The 26,175-nt window shown below is 72.9% G+C and carries 18 protein-coding genes; 13 read left to right on the top strand and 5 right to left on the bottom strand.

Annotation, left to right across the window (positions count from 1 at the left end; translation table 11 throughout):
• Positions 1–51 precede the first annotated feature (51 nt).
• The 6 genes from ACQVFL_RS06540 to ACQVFL_RS06565 all read left to right on the top strand — a co-directional run bounded on the left by ACQVFL_RS06540 (position 52) and on the right by ACQVFL_RS06565 (position 9,973).
• Complete coding sequence (locus ACQVFL_RS06540) at positions 52–2,514, top strand: putative bifunctional diguanylate cyclase/phosphodiesterase (RefSeq protein WP_431728951.1); 2,463 nt, start codon at positions 52–54, stop codon at positions 2,512–2,514.
• A gap of 186 nt (positions 2,515–2,700) precedes the next feature.
• On the top strand, positions 2,701–3,006 hold the full coding sequence (gatC, locus tag ACQVFL_RS06545) for an Asp-tRNA(Asn)/Glu-tRNA(Gln) amidotransferase subunit GatC (protein WP_088995614.1): 306 nt from the start codon (positions 2,701–2,703) through the stop codon (positions 3,004–3,006).
• Between the two features lie 73 nt (positions 3,007–3,079).
• Positions 3,080–4,555: an Asp-tRNA(Asn)/Glu-tRNA(Gln) amidotransferase subunit GatA gene (gene gatA / locus ACQVFL_RS06550; RefSeq protein ID WP_396691806.1), complete on the top strand. Its 1,476-nt coding sequence runs from the start codon at positions 3,080–3,082 to the stop codon at positions 4,553–4,555.
• Positions 4,556–4,720: 165 nt separating this feature from the next.
• Positions 4,721–5,896 carry a putative Ig domain-containing protein gene (locus ACQVFL_RS06555; protein ID WP_396691805.1) on the top strand — a complete coding sequence of 392 codons (1,176 nt, stop codon included), beginning with the start codon at positions 4,721–4,723 and terminating at the stop codon, positions 5,894–5,896.
• 97 nt (positions 5,897–5,993) lie between these two features.
• Positions 5,994–7,487, top strand: coding sequence for an Asp-tRNA(Asn)/Glu-tRNA(Gln) amidotransferase subunit GatB (gene gatB / locus ACQVFL_RS06560; RefSeq protein WP_431728952.1), 1,494 nt, complete (start codon positions 5,994–5,996; stop codon positions 7,485–7,487).
• 128 nt (positions 7,488–7,615) lie between these two features.
• Positions 7,616–9,973 (top strand): transketolase-like TK C-terminal-containing protein, encoded by a 2,358-nt coding sequence (locus tag ACQVFL_RS06565; RefSeq protein WP_431728953.1) that lies wholly within the window; start codon positions 7,616–7,618, stop codon positions 9,971–9,973.
• A gap of 606 nt (positions 9,974–10,579) precedes the next feature.
• Here the strand turns inward: ACQVFL_RS06565 and ACQVFL_RS06570 are convergent.
• Both ACQVFL_RS06570 and ACQVFL_RS06575 read right to left on the bottom strand, forming a co-directional pair.
• Positions 10,580–12,172, bottom strand: a complete 1,593-nt coding sequence (locus ACQVFL_RS06570; protein WP_431728954.1) for a metallophosphoesterase family protein — start codon at positions 12,170–12,172, stop codon at positions 10,580–10,582.
• A gap of 66 nt (positions 12,173–12,238) precedes the next feature.
• Positions 12,239–13,402, bottom strand: coding sequence for a PQQ-dependent sugar dehydrogenase (locus tag ACQVFL_RS06575; protein WP_431728955.1), 1,164 nt, complete (start codon positions 13,400–13,402; stop codon positions 12,239–12,241).
• Between the two features lie 94 nt (positions 13,403–13,496).
• On the opposite strand from ACQVFL_RS06575, the gene ACQVFL_RS06580 reads away from it, so the two are divergent.
• Positions 13,497–14,423, top strand: coding sequence for a 2-hydroxyacid dehydrogenase (locus tag ACQVFL_RS06580; protein WP_431728956.1), 927 nt, complete (start codon positions 13,497–13,499; stop codon positions 14,421–14,423).
• Here the strand turns inward: ACQVFL_RS06580 and ACQVFL_RS06585 are convergent.
• The gene (locus ACQVFL_RS06585) at positions 14,417–14,794 is read right to left on the bottom strand and encodes a PH domain-containing protein (RefSeq protein WP_396691797.1); all 378 of its coding nucleotides are present in this window, start codon (positions 14,792–14,794) and stop codon (positions 14,417–14,419) included. The genes ACQVFL_RS06580 and ACQVFL_RS06585 overlap by 7 nt on opposite strands.
• A 197-nt stretch (positions 14,795–14,991) precedes the next feature.
• Between ACQVFL_RS06585 and ACQVFL_RS06590 the strand changes: the two genes are divergently transcribed.
• Positions 14,992–17,247, top strand: coding sequence for an EAL domain-containing protein (locus ACQVFL_RS06590; protein WP_396691796.1), 2,256 nt, complete (start codon positions 14,992–14,994; stop codon positions 17,245–17,247).
• A gap of 22 nt (positions 17,248–17,269) precedes the next feature.
• Here ACQVFL_RS06590 and ACQVFL_RS06595 read toward each other — a convergent pair whose 3' ends face one another.
• Complete coding sequence (locus ACQVFL_RS06595) at positions 17,270–18,292, bottom strand: LacI family DNA-binding transcriptional regulator (RefSeq protein ID WP_396691795.1); 1,023 nt, start codon at positions 18,290–18,292, stop codon at positions 17,270–17,272.
• Positions 18,293–18,617: 325 nt separating this feature from the next.
• Between ACQVFL_RS06595 and ACQVFL_RS06600 the strand changes: the two genes are divergently transcribed.
• From ACQVFL_RS06600 to ACQVFL_RS06620, 5 genes are all read left to right on the top strand, one after another.
• Complete coding sequence (locus ACQVFL_RS06600) at positions 18,618–21,095, top strand: glycoside hydrolase family 2 protein (RefSeq protein ID WP_431728957.1); 2,478 nt, start codon at positions 18,618–18,620, stop codon at positions 21,093–21,095.
• A 207-nt stretch (positions 21,096–21,302) separates the two neighbouring features.
• Positions 21,303–21,707: a helix-turn-helix domain-containing protein gene (locus ACQVFL_RS06605; protein ID WP_431728958.1), complete on the top strand. Its 405-nt coding sequence runs from the start codon at positions 21,303–21,305 to the stop codon at positions 21,705–21,707.
• A gap of 35 nt (positions 21,708–21,742) precedes the next feature.
• Positions 21,743–22,162: a VOC family protein gene (locus ACQVFL_RS06610; RefSeq protein ID WP_396691792.1), complete on the top strand. Its 420-nt coding sequence runs from the start codon at positions 21,743–21,745 to the stop codon at positions 22,160–22,162.
• Between the two features lie 91 nt (positions 22,163–22,253).
• Positions 22,254–22,592: an ArsR/SmtB family transcription factor gene (locus ACQVFL_RS06615; protein WP_396691791.1), complete on the top strand. Its 339-nt coding sequence runs from the start codon at positions 22,254–22,256 to the stop codon at positions 22,590–22,592.
• Positions 22,589–24,301, top strand: a complete 1,713-nt coding sequence (locus ACQVFL_RS06620) for a SulP family inorganic anion transporter (RefSeq protein ID WP_431728959.1) — start codon at positions 22,589–22,591, stop codon at positions 24,299–24,301. Before ACQVFL_RS06615 ends, ACQVFL_RS06620 begins: the two co-directional genes overlap by 4 nt.
• On the opposite strand, the gene ilvD is transcribed toward ACQVFL_RS06620, so the two are convergent.
• Positions 24,280–26,127, bottom strand: a complete 1,848-nt coding sequence (gene ilvD, locus ACQVFL_RS06625; RefSeq protein WP_396691789.1) for a dihydroxy-acid dehydratase — start codon at positions 26,125–26,127, stop codon at positions 24,280–24,282. The genes ACQVFL_RS06620 and ilvD overlap by 22 nt on opposite strands.
• Positions 26,128–26,175 lie beyond the last annotated feature (48 nt).

Below are 26,175 nucleotides of genomic sequence, written 5' to 3' on the forward strand. Positions count from 1 at the left end.
TTGGGACACGGCGCGTGAACCCACGCGTCGCGGCCCGTAGCGGGAGGTGTGATGGAGCCGCCCGATCCGCGCAACCTCGTCCCGCCCGGGCGCACCACGCCCTTCGCGGTCTTCGTCGGCCTCGTGCTGGTCGTGGCCGTACTCCTCACCGTCGGGCCGCTGGTGTCGTTCGCCGGGACGCTGCCGGACCTGCCGGCGGCGTTCTGGACGATGGCCGTGCTCGCCGTCGCCTGCGACGCGCGTCCGTTCCTGCCACCCGGCCGGCGGCCCTCCTCGTCCGCCGTCTTCCCGTCGACCTGCTTCACCTTCGCCATCCTGCTCGGCTGGGGTCTCGGCCCGGCGGTCGCGGTGCAGGCGGTCGCGGTGCTGGTCTCGGGGATCCGGATGCGGCACGCCCCCTGGCGGGTCGCCTTCAACGCCGGGCAGTACGCCGTCGCGCTGGCCGCCGCGTACGCCGTCACCCGACTCGGGCCGGGCGGCATCTTCGACGGTGGCCGTCTGGGGTGGACCGACATCGTCGCCATCGGCGGGGCCGGGGTGGCCTGGTTCGCGATCAACTACGGACTGGTGACCACGGCCGTCCGGCTGCGCTTCGGCGAGCGGTGGTGGCCCAACGCCCGGCACGGCCTGCCGTTCGAGCTGCTCTCCACCGGGGCGCTGCTGCTGCTCGCGCCGGTGCTGGTCACCGCTGCGCGGGCCAGTGCCGCCCTGGTGCCGCTGGTGCTGGTGCCGTTGTTCGCGGTCTACCGGATGGCCCGACTCACCGTCGAACAGCACCAACTCGCCGCCATCGACCCGTTGACCGGGCTGCCCAACCGCAAGGCACTGCTCAGCGAGGTCAACGAGCAGGTGCACCGGCACGCCGAGCGCGCCGCCCGGGGTGAGCCCGGCGCCCGCCTGGCCCTGCTCCTGATCGACCTGGACCGCTTCAAGAACGTCAACGACGCGCTCGGGCACGCCGTCGGCGACCGGCTGTTGGTCGAGGTGAGCGCCCGGCTGACCGACCTGGTGCCGGCGCCGGACCTGGTGGTCCGCCTCGGCGGCGACGAGTTCGCCATCGTGATGACCGGGGTGGACGACGTCACCCAGGCCCGCGCCCTGGCCGACCAGGTGGTGCGGGTCCTCGCCGAGCCGGTGGCGCTGGACGGGCTGCCGCTGGACGTCGGCGGCTCCATCGGCATCGCGCTGTACCCGGAGCACGGCGAGGACTTCGCCACCCTGATGCGCCACGCCGACGTGGCGATGTACGACGCCAAGCACCGCAACGACACGGTCGCCGTCTACACCGCCGAGTCCGATCACAACTCGGCCGAGCGGCTGGGCCTGCTGGCCGACCTGCGCCGGGTGCTGGACGCGGGCACGGCGGGCCGGCCCGCCGGGCCTGACGGGTCGGGTCACGGGTCGGGCGACGCACCGGGCGGCGGGTCGGGAGACGCGCCGGTGGTGCGGGGCGGGGACGGGGCCGCGTTGACCGCGACCCCGGTGGTGCGGCAGCGCGGCGCTGGCCGCTGGTTCCGTCGTCGTCACCGGCCTCCCGTGGTCGCGTCCGACGACGAGCTGATCGCCCGGATCGTCACCGGTGCCGACCCGATCCTGCGCCGTTCCGTCCGGCCCGCCGACCCGGCGGCGGTCCCCGGTGAGCCCTGGTCCGGCCCGGTCGGCGCGCACCGGCCGGGTGACGAGGGCCCGTCCGCCGCCGGTGCGGTGTCCGGCGGCGATCCGGCCGGGGACGCGGGCGAGATCACCATGTACTACCAGCCGCAGATCGCCATCGCCACCGGCGAGGTGGTCGGGGTCGAGGCGCTGCTGCGGTGGCGGCACCCCCGCCGGGGCATGGTCGACCCGGAGGAGCTGATCCGGGTCGCCGAGCAGAGCGCCGTGATGCGCCTGCTCACCCGCCGGGTGGTGGACGACGTGGTCGAGCAGTTGGCCAAGTGGTCGGCCGCCGGTCTGGGCCTGCGGGCGGCGCTCAACGTCAGCGTGCGGGACCTGCACACCGGCGAGATCGCCGACCAGATCGCCGACCGGTTGACCCGCTACGGCGTGCCGCCGGAACGGCTGCAACTGGAGATCACCGAGGGCGCGCTGATGGCCGACCCCCGCCGGGTGCTGACCACCATCACCCGGTTGCACCGGATCGGGGTCGGCATCGCGCTGGACGACTTCGGCACCGGCTACTCGTCGCTGCAACACCTGCGTCGGCTGCCGCTGTCGGAGGTGAAGGTCGACCGGTCCTTCGTCCTCGGGATGACCGAGGACTCCGACGACGCCGCGATCGTCCGGTCCACGATCGAACTGGGCAAGGCGCTCGGGCTGCGGGTGGTGGCCGAGGGCGTGGAGGACGAGAAGACCTGGCGGATGCTGCACGCGGCCGGGTGTGACGCCGCGCAGGGCTGGTTCTACGCCCGGCCGATGCCGGCCGAGGAACTGGTCGCCTGGCTGGGTCGGTACCGGCCGGTGCGCCCGATCGGTGGCCACGAGGAGCCGGACGTACCCCGCCGCAGCCCCCGGTGACCGCAGGGCGGGACCGCCGCGCGTCGCCCGCCCCGCGCGTACCCGGCTCCCCGGTCCGGACGCCCCGGGGAGCCGGGGGCGGCGGGCCGGGCGCGGAACAATAGACTCGCTCCGGTCACCGCGCGTCGCGTCGCACGCCGCGCGGTGGGCGTACGCAGACGCAGGACAGCCACGAAGGGGGCACCGATGGCCGCCATCTCCCGCGAGGAGGTCGCGCACCTGGCGCGACTGTCGCGGCTCGCCGTGACGGAGGAGGAGCTGGACACCTTCGCCGGCCAGCTCGACGTGATCCTCCAGGCGGTCGCCCAGGTGGGCGAGGTCGCCGCCGCGGACATCCCGCCGACCTCGCACTCGGTGCCGTTGACCAACGTGCTCCGCGAGGACGTCGTGACGCCGTGCCTGACCCCCGAGGAGGCGCTGTCCGGCGCGCCCGACGCCGAGGAGCAGCGGTTCCGCGTTCCGCGGATCCTGGACGAGGATGTGGCATCGTGAGCGAGCTTCAGCGAGCGAACAATCAACTCAGCGTGGTGCCTCATGACACTACGCAGCCGAGCGGAGTGGCGTCATGAGCGACCTGACCAGACTCACCGCCACCGAGATCGCCGGGCTGGTCGCCTCCGGTGAGACCTCGGCGGTCGAGGTGACCCAGGCGCACCTGGACCGGATCGCCGCCGTCGACGACCGGGTGCACGCCTTCCTGCACGTCGACACCGAGGGTGCGCTCGCCGCCGCCCGCGAGGTGGACGCCCGGCGGGCCGCCGGAGCGGAACTGGGTCCGCTGGCCGGTGTGCCGGTCGCGGTCAAGGACGTGCTGACCACCCGGGGCGTGCCGACCACGGTCGGTTCGAAGATCCTGGAGGGCTGGCGCCCGCCGTACGACTCGACGATCGTCGAGCGGCTGCGTGCCGCCGGCACGGTGATGCTCGGCAAGACCAACATGGACGAGTTCGCGATGGGCTCCTCCACGGAGTACTCGGCGTACGGGCCGACCCGCAACCCGTGGGACACCGGGCGTATCCCGGGCGGCTCCGGCGGCGGCAGCGCGGCGGCACTGGCCGCGTACGAGGCGCCGCTGGCGATCGGCTCGGACACCGGCGGCTCGATCCGCCAGCCGGGCGCGGTCACCGGCACCGTCGGCGCGAAGCCGACCTACGGCGGCACCTCCCGGTACGGCCTGGTGGCGTTCTCCTCCTCGCTGGACACGCCCGGCCCGTGCGCGCGTACGGTGCTCGACGCCGCGCTGCTGCACGAGGCGATCGGCGGCCACGACCCGCGTGACTCCACCTCCATCCCGGCCCCGGTGCCGGACGTGGTGGCCGCCGCGAAGCTCGGTGCGACCGGTGACCTGACCGGGGTACGCCTCGGCATCGTCTCCGAGTTCGTCGGCGAGGGCGCCGAGCCGGGTGTGATGGCCGCCTTCAACGAGGCCGTCGACGCGCTGACCAAGCTGGGCGCGGAGATCGTCGAGGTGTCCTGCCCGAACTTCGCGTACGCGCTGCCGGCCTACTACCTGATCGCCCCGAGTGAGTGCTCCTCCAACCTGGCCCGCTTCGACGGCGTGCGGTTCGGTCTGCGCATCGGCGACGACGGCAACCGGTCGCTGGAGGAGGTCATGTCGCTGACCCGGGAGACCGGCTTCGGCCCCGAGGTCAAGCGGCGGATCATGCTCGGCACGTACGCGCTGTCGTCGGGTTACTACGACGCGTACTACGGGCAGGCGCAGAAGGTCCGTACGCTGATCACCCGCGACTTCACCGCCGCGTTCGAGCGGGTCGACGCGCTGATCTCGCCGACCACGCCGTTCGTGGCGTTCCCGCTGGGCGCGCGCACCTCCGACCCGTACCAGATGTACCTGGCCGACCTCTTCACCATCCCGACCAACCTGTACGGCGGTCCCGGCATCTCGGTGCCGTGCGGCCTCTCCGACGGGTTGCCGGTCGGGTTGCAGGTGATGGCCCCGACGATGGCCGACGACCGGATGTACCGGGTGGCCGCCGCGCTGGAGAGCGCGGTCGGCACTCTCACGCCGCCGACGTTGTGACGCCGTGCGGGGCGGTTCCGCACCGCCCCGCCGCGCGTCGCCCGGCCCGTCCGGTGACACGAGGTCACCGTTCGGACTCATAACGCATGGTGACGTGCGCGGGTTGGATAGAGTCCGAGCCGCTGGTGAAACGCAAGCATGGGCTTCTAGCCGACTGGAACTGCGATGAAGACGCTGCGGCCGATCACGATTGTCTCGGTGCTCACGATGCTGCTGTTCGGCAGCGCCGCGCCCGTCGTCGCAGCACCTGCCGCCGTCGATCCGGTGATCGCGGATCCGGTGATCGTGGATCCGGCGGTCGTCACCATCTCCGTCACCTCCGACCCGCCGCCGTCCGGGGTGACCGCCCACGAGCCGTACCCGGGTCACACCTTCACCGCCACCGGTGACGACGAGATCCGGTTCGCGCTGGTCGCCGGTGCGATCCCGCCCGGTCTGGCGCTCTCCTCGTCCGGCACCCTGACCGGTACGCCCACCGTGGCCGCCCGCTTCGCCTTCACCGTCCGGGCCACCGGATCGCCGAGCGGGGAGTTCGCCGACCACCAGGTGACCGTGGTCGTGGTGCAGCCGGTCGTCACCGTGACGTCGCCGGAGCCGGTGTCGCCCTGGTACGTCGGGCAGGTCTATCCGACGCACCGGTTCACCGCGTCCGGCGGCACCGCCGGGCACACCGTCGCGCTGGGGTCGGGTGCGCTGCCGCCGGGCCTGTCGCTCTCCTCGGCCGGTGTCCTCGCGGGTTCCCCGAGTCAGGCCGGGCGTTACCGCTTCGCGTTGCTGGTGACCGACGCGAACGGCTTCCAGGGGCAGCAGGACGTCACGCTGGTGATCGCCACGCCGGCCGCCGTGGTCACCTCGGCCGCGCCGCCGCGCGGCACGGCCGGGCAGGCGTACTCGTTCCGGTTCACCGCCGAGGGTGACTCCGACATCCGGTTCGGGCTGGCCGCCGGGGCGCTGCCGGACGGGCTCGTGCTCGACGCGGACGGCGTGCTCGGCGGCACCCCGACCGTCGCCGGCACCTTCGACTTCACCGTTCGTGCCACCGGCACCGCCACCAGTGACACCGAGGAGGTGTCGCTGGTCGTCTACCCGGACCCGACGGCCACCCCGTCGGTCTCGCCGACCCCCACCGAACAGCCGACCGCGTACCCGACCACGCCGTCGCAGAGCCCGACGCCGACCGCCGCCGCGCCGTCGCCGTCCCGGACGACCGGGGCCTGGCTGCCGGTCACCGGGGAGAACTCGGCCCTGGTGCTGATGCTCCTCGGTGTCGTGGCGTTCAGCATCGGCGGCATCCTGCTGGTGGTGGCGTACCGCCGTCGGCAGGGGTTCACCGCGGGGTGACGCCCGACCGAGGCCAGGCGGGCGGAGCGGCTAGGCTGGGCGGCGTTGTGTCCGGATGCCGGCGCGGGCCGGCCACCGCCCGAAAGCTGGAGTTCTCATGACCACGACGCTGCCCGCGTACGACGAGGTCGTCGCGCGATTCGAGCCGGTGATCGGCCTGGAGACCCACGTCGAGCTGGGCACGAACACGAAGATGTTCTGCGGTTGCCCGACCGACTTCGGCGGCGAGCCGAACACCCGGGTCTGCCCGGTCTGCCTGGGCCTGCCCGGCTCGCTGCCGGTGGCCAACAAGGCGGCCATCGAGGCGACCATCCGGATCGGCCTGGCGTTGAACTGCTCCATCGCGCAGTGGTGCCGGTTCGCCCGGAAGAACTACTTCTACCCCGACATGCCGAAGAACTTCCAGATCAGCCAGTACGACGAACCGCTCTGTGTGGACGGCTACCTGGACGTCGAGGTGAACGGCGAGACGGTACGGATCGGCATCGAGCGGGTGCACCTGGAGGAGGACACCGGCAAGACGCTGCACGTCGGTGGCGCCACCGGCCGGATCCACGGCGCGACGGAGTCGCTCGTCGACTACAACCGGGCCGGCATCCCGCTGGTGGAGATCGTGACCAAGCCGATCCCCGGCACCGGCGCGCTCGCCCCCGAGATCGCCCGGGCGTACGTCACCGAGCTGCGCGACGTGCTCCGCTCGCTCGGCGTCTCCGACGTGCGGATGGAGGAGGGCTCGCTGCGGTGTGACGTGAACACGTCGCTGAACCTGCCCGGCGAGGAGTGGGGCACCCGCACCGAGACCAAGAACGTCAACTCGCTGCGCTCGGTCGAGCGGGCGGTGCGTTCGGAGATGCTGCGGCAGGCGTCGGTGCTGGACGCGGGCGGACGGATCACCCAGGAGACCCGGCACTTCCACGAGGACACCGGCGACACCACCCCCGGCCGGTCCAAGGAGACCGCCACCGACTACCGCTACTTCCCCGAGCCGGACCTGGTGCCGCTCGCGCCGGACACCGCCTGGGTGGCCGAGCTGAAGGCGGCGCTGCCGGAGCTGCCCCGGCTGCACCGGCGTCGGCTCCAGGAGGCGTGGGGACTCTCCGAGGCGGACATGCAGTCGGTGCTCAACGCCGGTGCGGTGGAGCTGATCGAGGCCACCATCGCCGCCGGTGCCACCCCGGCCGCCGCCCGCAAGTGGTGGCTGGGCGAGCTGTCCCGGCGGGCCAACGAGACCGGCGTGGAGCTGGCCGACGTGGGTGCCACCCCGGCCCAGGTCGCCGAACTCCAGGGTCTGGTCGACGCCGGCAAGCTCAACGACAAGCTGGCCCGGACGGTGCTGGAGGGCGTGGTCGCGGGCGAGGGTTCGCCCACCGAGATCATGACCAACCGGAACCTGGAGGTCGTCTCCGACACCGGTGCGCTGACCGCCGCGGTGGACGAGGCGATCGCCGCCAACCCCGACGTCGCCGACAAGGTACGCAGCGGCAAGGTCGCCGCGGCCGGTGCGCTGGTCGGCGCGGTCATGAAGACCACGCGCGGGCAGGCCGACGCCAAGACCGTCCGCGAGCTGATCCTGGAGCGCCTCGGCGCCTGAGGTGTAAGGAAGGGACCCTTCTTACCGTCTGGTGTATAGGAAGGGTCCCTTCCTTGCATCCGCACCACCACCCCCCCCGTCCCCCGACCGGGCGTCAACGACGACGCGCCGGACCCCTGGAGCGCACCGTGAACCAGCACGACATCGACGTCCTCGACGACATCCAGCGCCGGGTGCTCTGGCTCGCCACCCGGATCGTGGACGCGGCCAACCACGACCGCAGCACCGGGGACGGGGTGAAGGTCGGCGGGCACCAGGCGTCCAGCGCCTCCCTGGTCACCGCGATGACCGCGTTGTGGTTCGCGCACCTCGACGCCGAGGACCGGGTCGCGGTCAAGCCGCACGCCTCGCCGGTGTTCCACGCCATCCAGTACCTGCTCGGCAACCTGGACCGGTCGTACCTGACCACGTTGCGCGCCCGGGGCGGACTCCAGTCGTACCCGTCGCGGACGAAGGACCCGGACGGTGTGGACTTCTCCACCGGCTCGGTGGGCCTGGGCGCCGCCGCGCCGCTGTTCGCGGCGGTGACCCGGCGGTACGTCGACGCGCACTTCGGGGCGCGCCCGCACTCCCGGTTCGTGGCGCTGATCGGTGACGCGGAACTGGACGAGGGCAACATCTGGGAGGCGGTCGCCGACCCGGCCACCACCGGTCTCGGCAACGTCATGTGGGTGGTCGACTTCAACCGGCAGTCGCTGGACCGGGTCGTCCCCGGCGTCCGCATCGACCAGTGGCGGGGCCAGTTCGAGGCGGCCGGGTGGCACGTGGTCGAGGTCAAGTACGGTCGCCGGCTCGCCGAGGCGTACCAGCGGCCGGGCGGCGCGGGTTTGCGCGACTGGATCGACGCGATGCCGAACGAGCAGTACCAGTCGCTGTTCGGATTGACCGGGCCGACGCTGCGCGAGCAGTTCCTGGACGGCGCGCCCGAGGGCATCGCCGCGTTCATCGCCGACATCACCGACGAGGACCTGGGCCCGCTCGTCACCGACCTGGGCGGGCACGACCTGGCGGCGCTGCTCGACGCGTACGCCCAGTGCGACGCGGTGACCGACCGGCCGAGCGTGGTGTTCGCGTACACGGTCAAGGGGTGGGGTCTGCCGATCGCCGGCAATCCGCGCAACCACTCGGCGTTGCTCTCCGGTGAGCAGGTCGACGCGTTGCGGGCCGGGCACGGCCTGACCCGGGACACCGAGTGGGACCGCCTCGACCCGGCGTCCCCGGCCGGCATCCGGGCCGGGCAGCGTCGGGAGGCGCTGTCCCGCGCGCCCCGCGAGCGTGCGCTCGGGGTCACCGTCCCGCAGGCCACGAACGTACGCGCCAACAAGCCGATCTCCACCCAGGAGGTCTTCGGTCGGGTGCTGGTCGACCTGGCCCGTGATCAGCAGGTGGGGAAGTACCTGGTCACCACCGCGCCGGACGTGGCCACCTCGACCAACCTGGCCGGGTTCATCAACCGGACCGGGGTGTTCGCCCCGACCGCCCAGCGCTCCTGGGCGTCGGAGTCGATGCTGCGCTGGACGGAGAGCCCCGAGGGGCAGCACATCGAGCTGGGCATCTCCGAGATGAACCTGTTCCTGCTGCTCGGCCAGCTCGGGCTCGCCTGGGACCTGTCCGGCCAGCCGTTGCTGCCGGTGGGCACCGTCTACGACCCGTTCGTGCTGCGCGGGCTGGACGCGTTCCTGTACGGCACGTACTCCGGTTCCCGGTTCGTGGTCGCCGGCACCCCGTCCGGCATCACGCTCGCCCCGGAGGGCGGCGCGCACCAGTCGACCATCACCGCCAGCGTGGGGCTGGAGCTGCCCGGCGTGACCTTCGTCGAGCCCGCGTACGCGGTCGGCCTGGACTGGCTGCTCTGCGACGCGCTCGGGCACATCGCGGGTGCCCCGCAGCCGGTGCCGACCGCCGCGCCGACCGAGGACGGGGCGTACTACTTCCGGCTCAGCACCCGCCCGCTGGACCAGGCGCCGTTCGAGGCGGCCCGGGCCCGGCTCGGTGACGCGGTGCTGCGCCGACAGGTGCTGGCCGGGGCGTACCGGCTGGTCGACGCCCACCAGGCGTACCCGCACCTGGCCGACGCGCCGACGGTGCAACTGGCCGCCTCGGGCGCGGTGCTGCCCGAGGTGCTCGCCGCCGCAGCCGAGTTGGCCGACGAGGGCGTCGCCGCGCACGTGGTGGACGTGACCAGCCTGGACCGCCTCTACCGCGCGTGGCAGCGCACCCTGCGGCAGGGCGTACGCACCGCCACCGTGCCCAGCGTGCCGGGCGCGCTCCGGTCCGCCTTCGCCGACCGGGTGCCGGTGGTCAGCGTGCACGACGCCGCCTCGCACGCGATGGCGTGGCTCGGGTCGGCGGTCGGTGCGCCGGCGGTGCCGCTCGGCGTGGACGAGTTCGGCCAGTCCGGCAGCGTCGCCGAGCTGTACGAGCTGCACGACCTGCTGCCGGGCAGCATCGTCAACGCCGCCCTGGCCGCGCTCGCCCTGCGCTGAGCTGGGCCGGTGCCGGTGCCGGTGCCGGTGCCGGTGCCAGAGCTGGCGCTGGCGCTGGCCCCTGGGCCTGAGCCTGGCCTGAGCCTGAGCCTGGGCCTGGGCCTGGGCCTGCGCCCGGGTCGCTGGAGCGAGTGACGGGAATCGGACTCGTGTCGCCGGTTCGGAGCCCGGTCGGTGCCTGTATCTGTCGCTCCATGTCGGGCTGGGGTAGGCGTGCGTGCGTAGGTCGCGGTATGGGGTTCGGGCCCTTTCGAGCTGACAGCGTCGACGGATCGCGCAGGCTGTGTCGGCAGGTCGCTCACGGCGGATCGCGCAGGCCCGCCGTGAACAGGTTGCCCTACGACGGATCGCAGAGGCCGCCGTCGGCGGGTCGCCTCGCGACGGATCGCGCAGGGTCGCCGTGGACAGGTCGCTCACGACGGTCAGCGACCGGCCGGGTCGGTCCCTCTTCACCGCCGCTGCCGAGAGAAGCTTCTCGGACCGTTCGAGAACCGCGACAGCATGCGCGGATCAGCTCGACAGCAGCCGAGGACGACACCATCGAGCCCCGCGCCCGAGCCGGGTCCCTGCCTCAGCGTGCCGGGGGGCTTTCTCCGGCGGTAGTCGTCAGCGGGTCGGTGTCGGGGTGGGGGTGATCGGCGGGGTCAGCAGCGGCGTCGGCGGCTGCACCACGGTGCGCTCCAGGTTCACCTGCGCCTGGCCGGTGCCGCCGACGGTGATGTCGTCGTACGCCTGGAGTTGCTTGTCCTGGTCGAAGTAGAGGACGGTCATCGCCAGCGGGGTCGGCTCCTCGCCCTCCAGTCCCCGCAGCCCGGCGCCGCCGGTGGAGCCCTGCACCATCAGCGTCGTCGGCTGCTCGCCCGGCACCTCGGGCAGCGTGTTCACCCGCCGGTCGTGGGTGTGCCCGGCGAGCACCAGCGGGCAGGTGCCGGAGAGCGGACCGGCCGAGGCCGGGTCGTGCACCAGCGCGATGTTCACCGGTCGGGGGGAGCTGCGGATGGTGGCGGCGAGCTTGTCCCCGGTGGCGATCAGCTCGTCGGCGGTGGGCTGGTTGAGCCCACCGCTCGCCGGTGAGGTGCTCTTGTCCGGGGTGAATCGCGGGTCGCCGATGCCGGCGATGGTCAGCCCGGCGACCGTCGCGGTGGTGTTGTCCAGCACGATCGCGTTCGGCTGCCGGGCCACCGCCGCGGCGGTCCGGGGCGAGTCGTGGTTGCCGCGGATGTAGACGTAGGGCTTCTCCAGCAGGCTGATCGAGCCGACGTAGGAGGCCTCCGGCTCGCTGCCCCAGTCGGTGATGTCGCCGGTGTCGATCACCACGTCGATGCCGAACTGCTCGGTCACCGTGCGGATGAGCTGCCAGGCGGCCGGGTTGAGGTGCATGTCGGAGATGTGCAGCACCCGCGTGGTGCCGGGCTCCGGCTCGTACACCGGCAGGGCCGACACGGTGGTGTAGAGCTGGGTGACGTTGCCGATGAGCCGCTGGAGCTGTTCGGCGTACCGGCCGTAGTCGTTGGCGATCTTGCGGACGTCACCGACGATCGCCGGGGCGTTGACCAGCAGCCCCTCGTACGTGGGCTCCTCGATCGCCTGCGGCCGGACGGTGGCGGCGGCGGTGCCCAGGCTGCCGGCGCTGATCGCCAGTGCCAGCGCGCCCGCCCAGGCGGCCCGCCGGGTGTCCCGGAACGCCAGCAGCGCCAGCACCAGCGTGGCCAGCACGGTCGCGCCGACGGTCCGCAGCCCGAGCCGCAGTACGCCCTCCTGGACGTCGTCTACGGCCGACTGGGTGGCCCGGTTGATGCTTGCCGGGTCGTCGATCAGGGCCTCGGTGCGGCCCTGGTCCAACGCGCCCAGTTCCACGGTCAGCCGGGTCGGCCCGTCGTGGCTGTCCAGCAGCAGCGCGCCCAGCGGTGGGATGTCGACGGTGGTGCTGCCGTTGACCGCCGGCGAAACGGACAGCCGGGCCTGGAACGGGCCGATGTCGGTGTTGACGTGCCCTCCGGCGAGGACCCCGAGCAGTACCCCGGTCAGTGTGACGACCAGCAGCGCCAGGCCGGCACCCAACCGGCGCAGCCCACCGCGCCGCCCGGCGCGGGGCGAACCGGCGGCGGCGCGCCGTGGCGAGACGAAGCGACGCGGGCGACCGGTCGGGTCGTCCCCGTCCCGATCGCGGTGCGGCTTCTCGTTCTCGTGATCGTCCATGCTGAGATTCTGACCTGCCCGCCTGAGGATCTTGGCAAACCCGAGGTGCTGCGTGTCGAGAATGCCTCAGCTTCGCCCGGCGCCGCCACCTGCGAAAACAAGCCGCAACAAGCGATCATCCTCGGGTGCGGGTCGGCCGCGTCCGTCGTGGTTCGAGGTGCCCACCCAGAACGAGCCGTCCGGCGCGGCGGCGATCGCCCGTAGCCGCCCGTACTCTTCGGTCAGCAGCGCCTGCGGCTGCCCGAGCACGGTGCCGGTGTCGGTCAGCTCGACCAGCCAGAGGCGCTGCCCGCGCAGGCAGGCGGTGGCCAGCAGCCGCTCACCGGCGGCCAGGCCGGAGCAGGACGCCTCGTCGGTGGACCACTGCACGATCGGGTCGACGTACTCCTTGTCGCCGCCGCGTCCCTCGACCTCGGGCCAGCCGTAGTTCTTGCCCTTGGTCACCTGGTTGATCTCGTCCCAGGTGTTCTGGCCGAACTCCACCGCGTACATCCGGTCGCCGACCCAGGAGATGCCCTGCACGTTGCGGTGGCCGAGGGACCAGACCGGGGAGTTCGGGAAGGGGTTGCCCGGGGCGGGCTCGCCCTCGGTGGTGATCCGCAGGATCTTGCCGCCGAGCTTCTTGACGTCCTGCGACTGGTCGGTGTCCCCGGCGTCGCCGGTGCTGGCGTAGAGCTGCCCGTCTGGGCCGAAGGCCAGGCCGCCCCCGTTGTGGACCCCGGCCTTGGGGATGCCGGTGAGGATCGGGGTGGGCTTCTCGCCCAGCCGCATCCGGGCGATCCGGTTGTCCCGATCGGCGGTGTAGTAGACGAAGACCGTGTTGTCCTGCGCGAACTGAGGCGACACGGCGATGCCCAGCAGGCCGCCCTCGCCGGAGGCGACCACGTCGTCGACGGTCTGCCGCTCGGTGATCCTCAGCCCGTCCGGGCTCGACTCCGGGCCGACCTGGACGATCCGGCCGCTGTCGCGCTCGGTGACCAGGGCCCCGCCGTCGGGCAGGAAGGCGATGCCCCACGGCACCCGCAGGCCCTGGGCCAGCACGGTGGCGACCACCTCCTGGCCGCCGCCCGCGGCGCTGGCCGACGGGGTCGGCAGGTTCGGCGGCTCGCCGGCCGGGTCCGGTTCCGGTTCGCCGAGACTGCACCCGGAGGCCGCGAGCAGCAGCGCGGTGCAGGAGGCCGCGAGGAACCCGCGGACCCGACGGGCCGGAGAGTACGGGGGAGCGCTCACCCGCCCGAGCCTAGCCCGCTGTGTCTGTCGGCGTGGAGGTCGGCGGACCCCCGCCCCGGTGGCGGTACGGACGACGGGTCTATCGTCGGCTGGCGTGAAGGTATGGATCCCGCACGAGTCCGGTCACGCCCTGCTCGGTGAGCTGCCGCCGCAGATCACCGTCGAGACGATGGAGGACCCGGCGAGACCGCCCTCGTCGGTGGCGGGTGTCCGGTTCTGGGTGCCGCCCTTCCTCGCCACCCGGGAGACCGTCCCGTTCGCGCACGAGCTGCCGGACCTGGCCGTGGTGCAACTGCTCTCGGCCGGTGCGGACGCCTGGGCCGGCCGGGTGCCGGACGGCGTGATGCTCTGCGACGCCCGGGGTGTGCACGACCCGTCCACCGCCGAGTGGGTGGTCTCGGCGATCCTGTCCCGACTGCGGGCCTTCCCGGAGATGATCCGCGCCCAGGCCGAGCGGCGGTGGGCGTACGACGAGGTGGCGCCCACCGACGAGCTGGCCGGCAAGCGGGTCCTGATCGTCGGTGCCGGGTCGATCGGCACCGCCGTACGGGACCGGCTCGCGCCCTTCGAGGTGGAGTTCACGCTGGTCACCCGGACGGCCCGCGCGGAGCAGGGGGTGCACGGCGTCGACGAGCTGCCCGAGCTGCTGCCGCACGCCGACGTGGTGGTGCTGCTGGTCCCGCTGACCGATCGGACCCGGGGCCTGGTCGACGAGAAGTTCCTGGCCGCGATGCCGGACGGCGCGCTGCTGGTGAACGCCGCGCGAGGGCCGGTGGCTCGCACCGACGCCCTGCTCGCCGAGCTGTCCACCGGTCGGATCTCCGCCGCGCTGGACGTCACCGACCCGGAGCCGCTGCCCGCCGACCACCCGCTGTGGGGGCTGCCCAACGTGCTGATCACCCCGCACGTGGCCGGCTCGGTACGTGGACTGCTGCCCCGGGCCTACCGGCTGGTCGGCGCGCAGATCCGTCGATTCGCCGCCGGTGAGCGGCCGGAGAACGTGGTGGTCGACGGCTACTGAGCCGTCTCCGGCGCACCCCGGCCGGCGGCGGCCACCAGCCGGGGCAGGTCCTCCCGGCGGACGGCCGGCAGCAGGAGCTGCTCACCGTCGTCGAGCCGGGCGACCGCCCGGCCCTGAGGATCGGCACCCAGCTCGGCCACCTGGTCCCAGGGGATCCGACGCTGCCCGGCCAGCGCGCGCAGGCGCAGCCCGGCGAGGTCGGCGTCGGTGCCGGCCCGCCACGCCCAGACCGCCACCGCCAGCGGCACCAGCAGCACCGGCAGCAGGTAGGAACGGGCGCCGGCCAGCGGCAGGGCACCGATGGTGGCGACGATCGCGGCCACCAGGATGGCCTGGTTGTGCCGGAACCGGGTGGTGTCGGAGCGAGCCATGTCCCGATGATCGCACCAGGCCGGACGCCGCCCGCAGCGGGTCGTCCCCGCCGGCGGGGCACGTGACCGGACTCACTGTCGACTGGCCGTCACTCGCGTTGAACTGACTCGTTCATCGATGTTGGGCGGTGGACCTCACCTGTCGCCGCCCACGCACCGCCGCACCGCCCCAGTGCCCCCTCACGAAGGCGACCGTCGTGCCCGTCGCGTCTGTGTTCCGAGCCGCCGTGTTCCGTGCCGGCGTCCGCTCACCGTTCCTGCCGGAGTCCTGCGTACTCGCGTCGGTCGTGCTGCTGGTCGTGGCCGGCGCGGCCGGTGCGGTGCCGGCCCTGGCGGTGGTGGCGCTCGCCGGTGCGGCCGGGTCCACGCTGGCGGGCGTCCGCCTGTCCCGGCTCGCCACCGGCACCGACGTGTCGTCCGGGCCCAGCGACGGCGGCAGGCTGGCCCGTCGTCGTGCGGCCCGGCCCCGTCGCGCCGCCGCCCTGCTGCACGGTGCCGTGGTGGCCGCCGGTCTGACCGCCGCGGTCCTGCCGCTGGTCTCCGTGGGGCAGCGGCCGACCGCCGCGACGGTCGGACTCCTCGGCACCACCGTCCTGTTCGTCAGCGGCCTGTGGAGCCTGCCCCGGCCGCCGCGACCTCCGTGGCGGGTCCGGCTGCTGCGGGTGCTGGACGCCGCCGCGCCCGGCGTCTGGCTGGTGCTCGTCGCCTGGCTGCTGTTGCCCTACGCCGGCACGGCACCGTCGGTGCGGCTGGTCGCGTCGGTGGCGTCGGGCGTGCTGGCGGTCGACGTGCTGCTCGTGCTGGCCGGTGCCCAGCGTGCGGGTGGTGTCAATCGTTGCCGGGCCGGTGCGTCGGCCGTGCTGTTCGCGCTGGTGCTGTTGACGGTGCTGCCGGCGGGTGCCGGCCGGGTGGCGCTGTTGGCGGTCGGCCCGCTGGTGGCCGGGGCCCTGCTCGTCGCGGCCGGCATGCGGCAGGTGGTGCGGGCGGGAGCCGAACCGGAGAATCGCACGGCCCGGGCCTGGCCGGTGGTGGTGGTCCCGGCCACGGCCGTCGTGCTCGCCGTGGTCCACCAGTTGCAGGCCGGTCTCCTGCTGGACAACACGGCGGTGCTGCTCGCGGTCGCCGCGGTGCCGCCGCTGGTGGCACGGGAACTGGTCCGCAGCGCGCAGAACCTTCCGGCGTCGCCGGAGCCGGCCCCGCCCGCACCGGAGCCGGTGACCGCCGAGAGCCGGGGGCCGGACGGCCGGGCCGGTCTGCTGCGGGCGCTGGCGAACTGGCCGGATCACGGTGCTCTGCTGGTGGTGGACCTGCACCTGAGCGAGTTGCCCGCAGTGGCGCTGCGCGACGACGTGGCGGCCGAGGCGGTCCGCCGGGCACGGACCGTGGTGACCGCCGACGACGAGGTGTTCGACCTGGCCGGCAGCGGACTGGCGGTGGTCACCGCCGCCGGGCCGTTGTTGGCCTACGCGCTGGGCAGCCGCCTGATCGCCGAGCTGCGCCGCCCGTACGAGGTGGCCGGTGCGGTGCTGCGGGTGCGACCGAGCGTCGGGCTGGCCGAACTCACCCCCGGCCGTGGTGAGGACATGCTGCGGCAGGCGGATCTGGCCCGGCGGCGGGCCGCCCAACTCGGTCGGGAGCGGGTCGAGTGGTACGACGCCTACCTGGAGGAGCAACTGGTCCGCCGGCTGGACCTGGAACGGGAGTTGCCGGGCGCGGTCGCCCGGGGTGAGCTGGACCTCGTCTACCAGCCGGTGGTCGATCTGGCGGACCGCTCGCCGGTCGGCACCGAGGCGCTGCTGCGGTGGCGCAGCCCGGTGCTGGGCACCGTGTTCCCGGCGGAGTTACTGCCGGTCGCCGAGGACCTCGACATCGTCGGCGAGCTGGGCGTCTGGGTGCTGGACCGGGCCTGCCGGCAGTTGGCGCACTGGTCCGGCGGCGGTCGGCGGCTCTGGATGTCGATCAACGTCACCACCCGGGAGCTGACCTCGCCGGACTTCGTGCCCCGCACGGCGGCGGTGCTGGACGCGTACGGGGTGGGGCCGGACCAGCTCGTGGTCGAGGTGTCCGACCCCCGGGTGGGTGCCGAGCTGTCGACGGTGGTGGCCCGGTTGGCCGGCCTGCGGTCGATGGGCATCCGGACCGCCCTGGACGACTTCCGGGCCGCGCACGCCTCCCTGGCCCAACTGCGGCGGCTCCCGATCGACCTGCTCAAGGTCGGTCCGGAGCTGGTGGTCCCGAGCGGGGACCAGGCCGGGCCGCTGCTGGATGTGGTGGTCACCGTCGCCGACCGGCTCGGGCTGGAGGTGGTCGCGGAGGGACTGGAGTCCGCCCACCAGGTCGACGGGGCGCAGCGGGCCGGGTGCCGCTACGGCCAGGGCTTCGAGCTCGCCCGCCCGGCGACTGCGGAACGGGTGGAGGCGTACTTCGAGGAGTTCCCGTCCACGTCGCGTTGACGATGGATGTTGCTTAACCGGTTCATGTGCGGGACGGGGGTGGGCCGGTGCTGCCGCGCGGGGTCAGGTGCGCGGTCTCGTCCTCGACGACCACCGCCGCCGCGCCCTCGATCGCCTGGAGCAGGTGTCGGGCGGCGTGCGCGCCGTACGCGGGGATGTCCCGGCCGAGCGCGGTCAGCGGCGGGTGCACCAGCCGGCACAGTGGCGAGTCGTCCCAGGCCACGATGGACAGCTCGGCCGGGACGGTGAGCCCCATCTCCTGGGCCACCGAGAGCCCGGCGATCGCCATCACGTCGTTGTCGTAGATCACCGCGGTCGGCCGGACCCGGGAGCTGAGCAGCCGGCGGGTGGCCCGGGCGCCCTCCTCCCCGGTGTAGTCGGAGGAGACCGTCACCGCCTCGGCCAGCCCCAGGCGCTGGCAGACCTCACCGAACGCCCGGGTGCGGGTCGCCGTGTGCAGCAGGTCGGGCAGGCCGCCGACCCGGGCGATCCGCCGGTGTCCCAACGCGTACAGGTACTCCACGGTCTCCACCAGCGCCGCCGCGTCGTCGGACCAGACGCTGGTCAGCCTGCCGGTGCCCGTGGGGCCGCCGATCACCACGGCGGGCAGGCGCAACTCCTCCAGCACCGGCACCCGTCGGTCGTCGGTGCGCAGGTCGCAGACGAGCACGCCGTCGACCCGCCGTTCGCCCCACCACCGCCGGTAGACCGCGATCTCGGCGTCCTGGTCGGCCACCACCTGGAGGGTCAGCGCGTACGAGCGGGCGGAGAGTTCCACCTCGACGCCGCTGATCAGCTCCATGAAGAACGGCTCGATGCCGAGCGTCTGCGCCGGTCGGGCCAGGATCAGCCCGATCGCGCGGGCGGTCGCGCCGGACAGTGCCCGGGCGGCGCTGCTCGGGCTGAAGCCGATCTCGGCGGCGATGGCGAGGATGCGTTGCCGGGTCGCCTCGGAGACTCCCGGCTGCCCGTTGAGCGCGTACGACACCGCGCCCTTGGAGACCCCCGCCCGGCGGGCGACGTCCGCGATGGTGGGCCGCTTCACCGGCGTACTTCCTCCTGGTCGCTCTGACTGCCCGCCGGGCGGGGGCGCGGGCGTCGGGCACCAACGCTACCGGTCGGCCGCTGCTGTCCCGGTGTCGGTCCGACAGCGGCGCGTTCGGCCCGCCGGCGCGGTCACTCGTTCGATCCAGTCGACGGGCGGATCACCGGAAGACGCTGTCCGTAACGGGCCGTTGACACCGTAAGGGTGCGCCCTTACGGTGGCCTGGCTTATCCGGTTCAGGCGGACGCAGCACCATCGGCAGCTCCAGCAGTGAGATCACCCTGACGATCAACTTCTGGGGCGACATGGAAGGCGCGGTGAAGTCTTGAGCGACGTACGGGGAAACCGGCCGGAGCGCCTGCCGTTGCACGACGGCTGGACCCTGCGTCCGCTGCCCGGCCCGCAGGTGCCGCCGGAGGTCGACGGCCGGGTGGTGACGGCCACCGTCCCCGGCTGCGTGCACACCGACCTGCTGGCGGCGGAGCTGATCCCCGACCCGTACCTGGACGACAACGAGACCGCGCTGGCCTGGATCGGTCGTACCGACTGGGTGTACGAGACCACCTTCGACCGGCCCGACGGCGACCACCAGCGGCTCGACCTGGTCTGCGCGGGGCTGGACACGGTCGCCACGATCACGCTCAACGGCGTCGAGGTCGGCCGCACCGAGAACATGCACCGCGCGTACCGCTTCGACCTGACCTCGCTGCTGCGCGGGGAGGACAACAACCTGGTGGTCCGCTTCGACTCCGCCTACCGGTACGCCGAGGCGCAGCGCGACCGGCTCGGCGACCGGCCCAACGCGTACCCGGAGCCGTTCCAGTTCATCCGCAAGATGGCCTGCAACTTCGGCTGGGACTGGGGCCCGACCCTGGTCACCGCCGGCATCTGGCAGGAGATCGGCCTGCACGGCTGGTCCACCGCCCGGCTGGCGCGGGTACGTCCGCTGGTCACCGTCGAGGACGGTACCGGCCGGGTGGAGCTGCACGTCGAGGTCGAACGCGCCACCGACGTGCCGGTCACCGTGCACGCCGAGGTGGCCGGTGTGACGACCGAGGCGACGATCCCGGCGGGGGAGCGGTCGGCGGTGCTGACCGTCAGCGTCGACGAGCCGGAGCTGTGGTGGCCGCGCGGCCACGGCGGTCAACCCCGCTACGACCTGACGGTGACGTTGCGCGGGCCGGGCGGTGCGACCCTCGATGACTGGCACCGGCGCGTCGGCTTCCGCTCGGTACGCCTGGACACCACCCCCGACACGCAGGGCGCCCCCTTCACGCTGCACGTCAACGACCTGCCGATCTTCGTGCGCGGGGTGAACTGGATCCCCGACGACGTCTTCCCCCACCGGGTCAGCCGGGACCGTCTGGCACACCGCTTCGACCAGGCCGAGGCGGCCAACGTCAACCTGCTGCGGGTCTGGGGCGGCGGCCGGTACGAGTCCGACGACTTCTACGACCTGGCCGACGAGCGGGGCCTGCTGGTGCAGCAGGACTTCCTCTTCGCCTGCGCGGCATACCCGGAGGAGGAACCGTTGCGCACCGAGGTGGCCGCCGAGGCCGCCGAACAGGTGACCCGACTGGCCGGGCACCCCTCGCTGGTGCTGTGGACCGGCAACAACGAGAACATCTGGGGCTGGCACGACTGGGACTGGCAGCAGCCGCTCGCCGGACGCACCTGGGGACACGGCTACTACCTGGACCTGCTGCCCCGGATCGTCGCCGAGCTGGACCCGACCCGTCCGTACTGGCCCGGCAGCCCGTACTCCGGCCGCGAGGACGTCCACCCCAACGACCCGGCGTACGGCACCACGCACATCTGGGACGTCTGGAACACCGACGACTACACGAAGTACCGCGAGCACCTGCCCCGGTTCGTCGCCGAGTTCGGCTACCAGGCCCCACCCGCGTACGCCACGCTGCGGCGGGCCCTGTCCGACGAGCCGCTGGCCCACGACTCACCCGGCATGGCGCACCATCAGAAGGCCACCGACGGCGACCTCAAGCTCCGCCGAGGACTGGACGCCCACCTGCCCGCGCCGCGCGACTTCGACGACTGGCACTACCTGACCCAGCTCAACCAGGCCCGCGCCATCCAGCTCGGGGTCGAGCACTTCCGCTCCCACCGGGGCTACTGCATGGGCACCATCGTCTGGCAGCTCAACGACTGCTGGCCGGTCACCTCGTGGGCCGCCGTCGACGGCGACGGTCGCCGCAAGCCCCTCTGGTACGCCTTGCGCCGGGCCTACGCCGACCGCCTGCTCACCGTCCAGCCCCGCGACGGTGGCCTGGCCCTGGTCGCGGTCAACGACGGCGACCGACCGTGGCGCGCGTCGACCACCGTCACCCGGCTCACCCTGGCCGGCGAGCCGCACGCCAAGACCACCCTGGAGCTGGAGGTTCCCGCGTACGCGACGGTGACCGTGCCGTTGTCGGCGGAGCTGACCCGGCCGGACGAGGTTCGGGAGGAACTGCTCGTCGCGGACGCCGGCACCGACCGGGCGCTGTGGTTCTTCGCCGAGGACCGCGACATCCGCTGGCCGACCGCGTCCTTCGACGCCGTGGTGGAAGAGGTCGACGGCACCCAGCGGGTACGCGTCACCGCCCGCACCCTCCTGCGCGACCTGACCATCTATCCCGACCGGCTCGACCCGTCCGCCGAGGTCGATGAGGCCCTGGTGACGCTGCTGCCCGGCGAGTCGACGACGTTCGTGGTGCGGTCGTCGGCCCCCCTGGACGCGACCGCCCTCACCCGCCGCCCGGTGCTCCGCTGCGTGAACGACCTGGAAGGAAGGGGCCCTTGTTAACGCCTCCGGTAGAGCAGGGGTCCCCTTCTAACACGTGCCGCGCACGCATCCGGCACCGTCGCCATCCCACGGAAACTGTCCATGATCTCTAACGTCCGCCCGGCATGGCGAGACGAACCTCGGTGACCATGACGCGCTCGCCGTCGAACGATGACGTGGACGGCGATGACCTGCCGTGACATCGTGTCGAGTGGAGACGGGAAGCAGATGAGCAGGGCGGTCGAGCAGACGAACCGGGCGATGCTGCGCGCCCGGGACGCGATGGACCGCGCGTACGCGCAGCCGCTGGACATCCCGGCGCTGGCGAGGATCGCGTACGTCTCCGAGGCGCACTTCATCCGCACCTTCCGGGCGACCTTCGGTGAGACACCGCACCGTTACCTGCAACGGCGTCGGGTGGAGCGGGCCATGTACCTCCTCCTGCACACCGCGCAGGACGTGACCGAGGTGTGCCACGCGGTCGGGTTCGGCAGTCTCGGGACGTTCAGTCGTACCTTCCGGCAGATCGTCGGCGAGTCGCCCACCGACTACCGCAAGCGGCGCACCGCACCGACCGCGCCGGTGCCGGACTGCTTCACCAAGGCGTGGACGAGGCCGAGCAGTTTTGGATAAGCAGCAGGTCAGAGCGTTGCACTAGCGTTCCGGGCATGACGATGAACGCAATCAGCCGCTCCCAGGTCTATGTCCTCGACCAGGATGAGGCGCTCGACTTCTACGTGGGCAAGCTCGGCCTGGAGGTGCACACCGACCAGGATCTGGGCTTCATGCGGTGGCTCACGGTGAACGTCCCCGGTGACCGCCAGCGCGAGGTCCTGCTGGAGAAGCCCGGCCCGCCGAGTCTCGACCCGGCCACCGCCGAGCAGGTCCGCGAACTGCTCACCAAGGGGGCGGCCGGCGGCTTCCTGTTCATGACGACGGACGACGCCCACAAGACGTACGAGGAACTCGTCGGCAAGGGCGTCGACATCACCGACGAGCCGATGGAACGGCCGTACGGGATCGACTTCGGCATCCGTGACCCGTTCGGCAACAAGATCCGCATCGGGCAGATGTTCGACCAGGGGTGAGGCGCGGGCCGGGAGCACCCATGTCTATTTGAAGAACTCTTCAAGTGCTAAAGTCTTCAGTGCGCCGACGGGGCGTGGAGGAGGCTGAGGCATGTCCGTGCCGCTGTACCAGGCGAAGGCCGAACTGTTCCGCACCCTCGGGCACCCCGTCCGCATCCGGGTCCTGGAACTGCTCCAGGACGGTCCCAAGCCGGTACGTGACCTGCTCTCCGCCATCGACGTCGAGGCGTCGAACCTCTCCCAGCAGCTCGCCGTGCTGCGCAGGGCCGGGATGGTCACCTCGCACCGCGACGGCGCCCTGGTGATGTACGCGCTCAGTACGCCCGACGTCGCCGACCTGCTGGCTGCCGGACGCCGGATCCTCGGCGCGGTCCTCACCGACCGGGACGCGCTCCTCGACGAACTGCGTGCCGGCGGACCGGCGGGATGAGTAGCCCTTCGGCCGCGCCGGCTGCCGCGATCCGTTCGGTCGTGGCGGCCGGCGGGCGTCGCCTCGTCGAGCTGCTGCCCGGACGGGCGGACTGGTCTGCGGTCCGTCGCGCGCCCCGCCGGGACCTCGTCGCAGGGCTCACCGTGGCCGTGGTCGCGTTGCCGTTGGCTCTCGCCTTCGGCGTCACCTCGGGGCTCGGCGCGGAGGCCGGCCTGGTGACCGCGGTGGTCGCCGGTGCGGTGGCGGCCGTCTTCGGTGGGTCGAACCTCCAGGTGTCCGGCCCGACCGGCGCGATGACGGTGGTGCTGGTGCCGATCGTGCAGCAGTACGGGGCCACCGGTGTGCTCATGGTCGGTGCGCTGGCCGGGCTGATCCTGCTCGCCCTGGCTCTCGCCCGCCTCGGCCGGTTCGTCCGGTACCTGCCGGTGCCGGTGATCGAGGGCTTCACCGCGGGTATCGCCGTGGTCATCGCCCTGCAACAGGTCCCCGCCGCACTCGGGGTCACCGACGTCCACGGTGAGCGGGTCTGGGCGGTGGCCGCCGACGCGGTCACCCGTTTCGTCGTGGCGCCTCGGCCGGCCACCCTCGCGGTGGCCCTCGGCGTCGCCGCGGTGATGCTGATCGGCGCGAGGTGGCGGCCCGGTCTGCCGTTCTCGCTCGTCGCGGTGGCCGCCGCCACGCTGCTCGCCGAACTCGCTCCGGTCGACCTGCTCCGGATCGGCGCGCTGCCGCAGGGGCTGCCGGCGCCGTCACTGGACTTCCTCGACCTCGGCGCGGTCGGCGTCCTGCTGCCCGCCGCGCTGGCGGTGGCGGCGTTGGCCGCGCTGGAGAGCCTGCTGTCGGCCACCGTCGCCGACGGGATGACGGTCGGCCAGCGGCACGACCCGGATCGGGAACTGTTCGGGCAGGGCCTGGCGAACCTGGCCGCCCCGCTGTTCGGCGGCATTCCGGCCACCGCGGCGATCGCGCGTACCGCCGTCAACGTACGCGCGGGTGCGGTCTCCAAGCTGGCCGCGCTCACCCACGCGGTGGCCCTCGCCCTGATCGTGCTGGTCGCCGCGCCGCTGGTCGGCCGCATCCCCCTCGCCGCCCTGGCCGGTGTGCTGCTGGCCACCACCGTGCGGATGGTCGAGGCCGCATCGCTGTGGGCGCTGGCCCGCGCCACCCGGGGCGACGCCCTGGTGCTGGTGCTCACCTTCGTCGTCACCGTCGTCTGGGATCTGGTCACCGCCGTGGCCGTCGGCGTCGGCGTGGCCGTCGTCGTGGCGCTGCGCGCGGTCGCCCGCAGCGCCCGGCTGGAACAGGTCCCACTCGACCCCGGTGAGCACACCGCCGAGGAACAGGAACTGCTCGCGGAGCACATCGTGGCCTACCGGCTCGACGGGCCGCTCTTCTTCGCCGCCGCGCACACCTTCCTGCTCCGCCTCTCCGACGTCGCCGACGTCCGAGTGGTCATCCTGCGGATGTCACGGGTCTCCACCATCGACGCCACCGGCGCGCACGTTCTCGGCGATGCGATCCAACGGCTTGAGGGGCGGGGCATCACGGTGCTGCTATCCGGCATCGTGCCCGGTCACGACCAGGTGTTGGACACCCTCGGCGTGGCCGCCCGACTACGCGGCGACGGCCTCGTCTTCCCGGACACACCGGCCGCCATCGCCCACGCCCGCACCCTCGTGCCGGTCAGTCACTCCGGGACGCGGCGGTAGGCGCCGTCGCTGGCCGAGGTGGCCATCGAGGCGTACGCGCGCAGGGCGGCGGAGACCGGACGCTCCCGGTCGACCGGGGTGTACGGGCGGTCCCGCTTCTCCTGGGCGATCCGGCGGGCCTCCAGCACGTCGGCCGGCACGTTCAGGTCGATCGACCGGTTCGGGATGTCGATGACGATCTCGTCGCCGGGCTCCACCAGCGCGATCAGCCCGCCGGAGGCGGCCTCGGGGGAGACGTGCCCGATGGAGAGCCCGGAGGTGCCGCCGGAGAACCGGCCGTCGGTGAGCAGCGCGCAGGCCCGACCCAGCCCCCGCCCCTTGAGGAACGAGGTGGGGTAGAGCATCTCCTGCATGCCCGGGCCGCCCTTGGGGCCCTCGTAGCGGATCACCACGACGTCCCCGGCGACGATCTCCTTGGCCAGGATGGCGGTCACCGCGTCGTCCTGCGACTCGTAGACCTTCGCCGGACCACGGAAGGTCAGGCACTCCTCGGGCACCCCGGCGGTCTTCACCACGCAGCCGTCCGGCGCGAGGTTGCCGTGCAGGATGGCCAGCCCGCCGTCGGCGGAGTACGCGTGCTCCCGGTCGTGGATGCAGCCGTTCGCGGCGTCGGTGTCCAGGCTCGACCAGCGGTTGGTGGTGGAGAACGGCTCGGTGGTCCGCACACCACCGGGCGCGGCGTGGAACAGCTCGATCGCCTCCGGGGTGGCCGAGCCGCCGCGCACGTCCCAGTCGGCCAGCCACTGGTCGAGCGAGGGGGAGTGCACCGCGTGCACGTCCCGGTGCAACAGCCCGGCCCGGTCGAGTTCGCCCAGGATGGCCGGGATGCCACCGGCCCGGTGCACGTCCTCCATGTGGTACTGCGGCGAGTTCGGGGCGACCTTGGCCAGGCAGGGCACGCGACGGGAGATCGCGTCGATGTCGGCGACGGTGAAGTCCAGCTCGGCCTCGCGGGCGGCGGCCAGCAGGTGCAGGATCGTGTTCGTCGAGCCGCCCATCGCCACGTCCAGCGCGACGGCGTTCTCGAACGCCGCCCGGGAGGCGACGACCCGCGGCAGCACCGAGGCGTCGTCGTGGTCGTACCACCGCTTGGCGATCTCCACGGCGGTGCGGCCGGCCTCGACGAAGAGCGACCGGCGTGCGGCGTGGGTGGCGAGCGTGGAGCCGTTGCCCGGCAACGCCAGCCCGATCGCCTCGGTCAGGCAGTTCATCGAGTTCGCGGTGAACATGCCGGAGCAGGAGCCGCAGGTCGGGCAGGCGGAGCGCTCGATGGCGTCGAGCTGGTCGTCGGTGACGGCCTCGTTGGAGGAGGCGACCATCGCGTCGATCAGGTCGATCTTGGAGTGGACGACGCCCTCGATCGCCACCGTCTTGCCGGCCTCCATCGGGCCGCCGGAGACGAAGACCGTCGGGATGTTCAGCCGCAGTGCGGCCAGCAGCATGCCCGGGGTGATCTTGTCGCAGTTGGAGATGCAGACCAGGACGTCCGCGCAGTGCGCGTTGACCATGTACTCCACCGCGTCGGCGATCAACTCCCGGCTGGGCAGGGAGTAGAGCATGCCGGCGTGACCCATGGCGATGCCGTCGTCGACCGCGATCGTGTTGAACTCCCGGCCCACCCCGCCGGCCTCGGCCACCGCCTCGGCGACCAGCCCGCCGAGGTCCTTGAGATGGACGTGGCCCGGCACGAACTGGGTGAAACTGTTCGCGATGGCGACGATCGGCTTGCCGAAATCGTCGTCGGTCATCCCGGTGGCCCGCCACAGGGCCCGGGCGCCGGCCATCGTCCGACCGTGCGTGGAGGTCTTCGACCGCAGCTCAGGCATGCGTACCAGTCTTGCACCGCGAACCCGGTGTCGGACAGGCACACGGAC

Source organism: Verrucosispora sp. TAA-831, assembly GCF_050780145.1.
Classification (GTDB): Bacteria; Actinomycetota; Actinomycetes; order Mycobacteriales; family Micromonosporaceae; genus Micromonospora.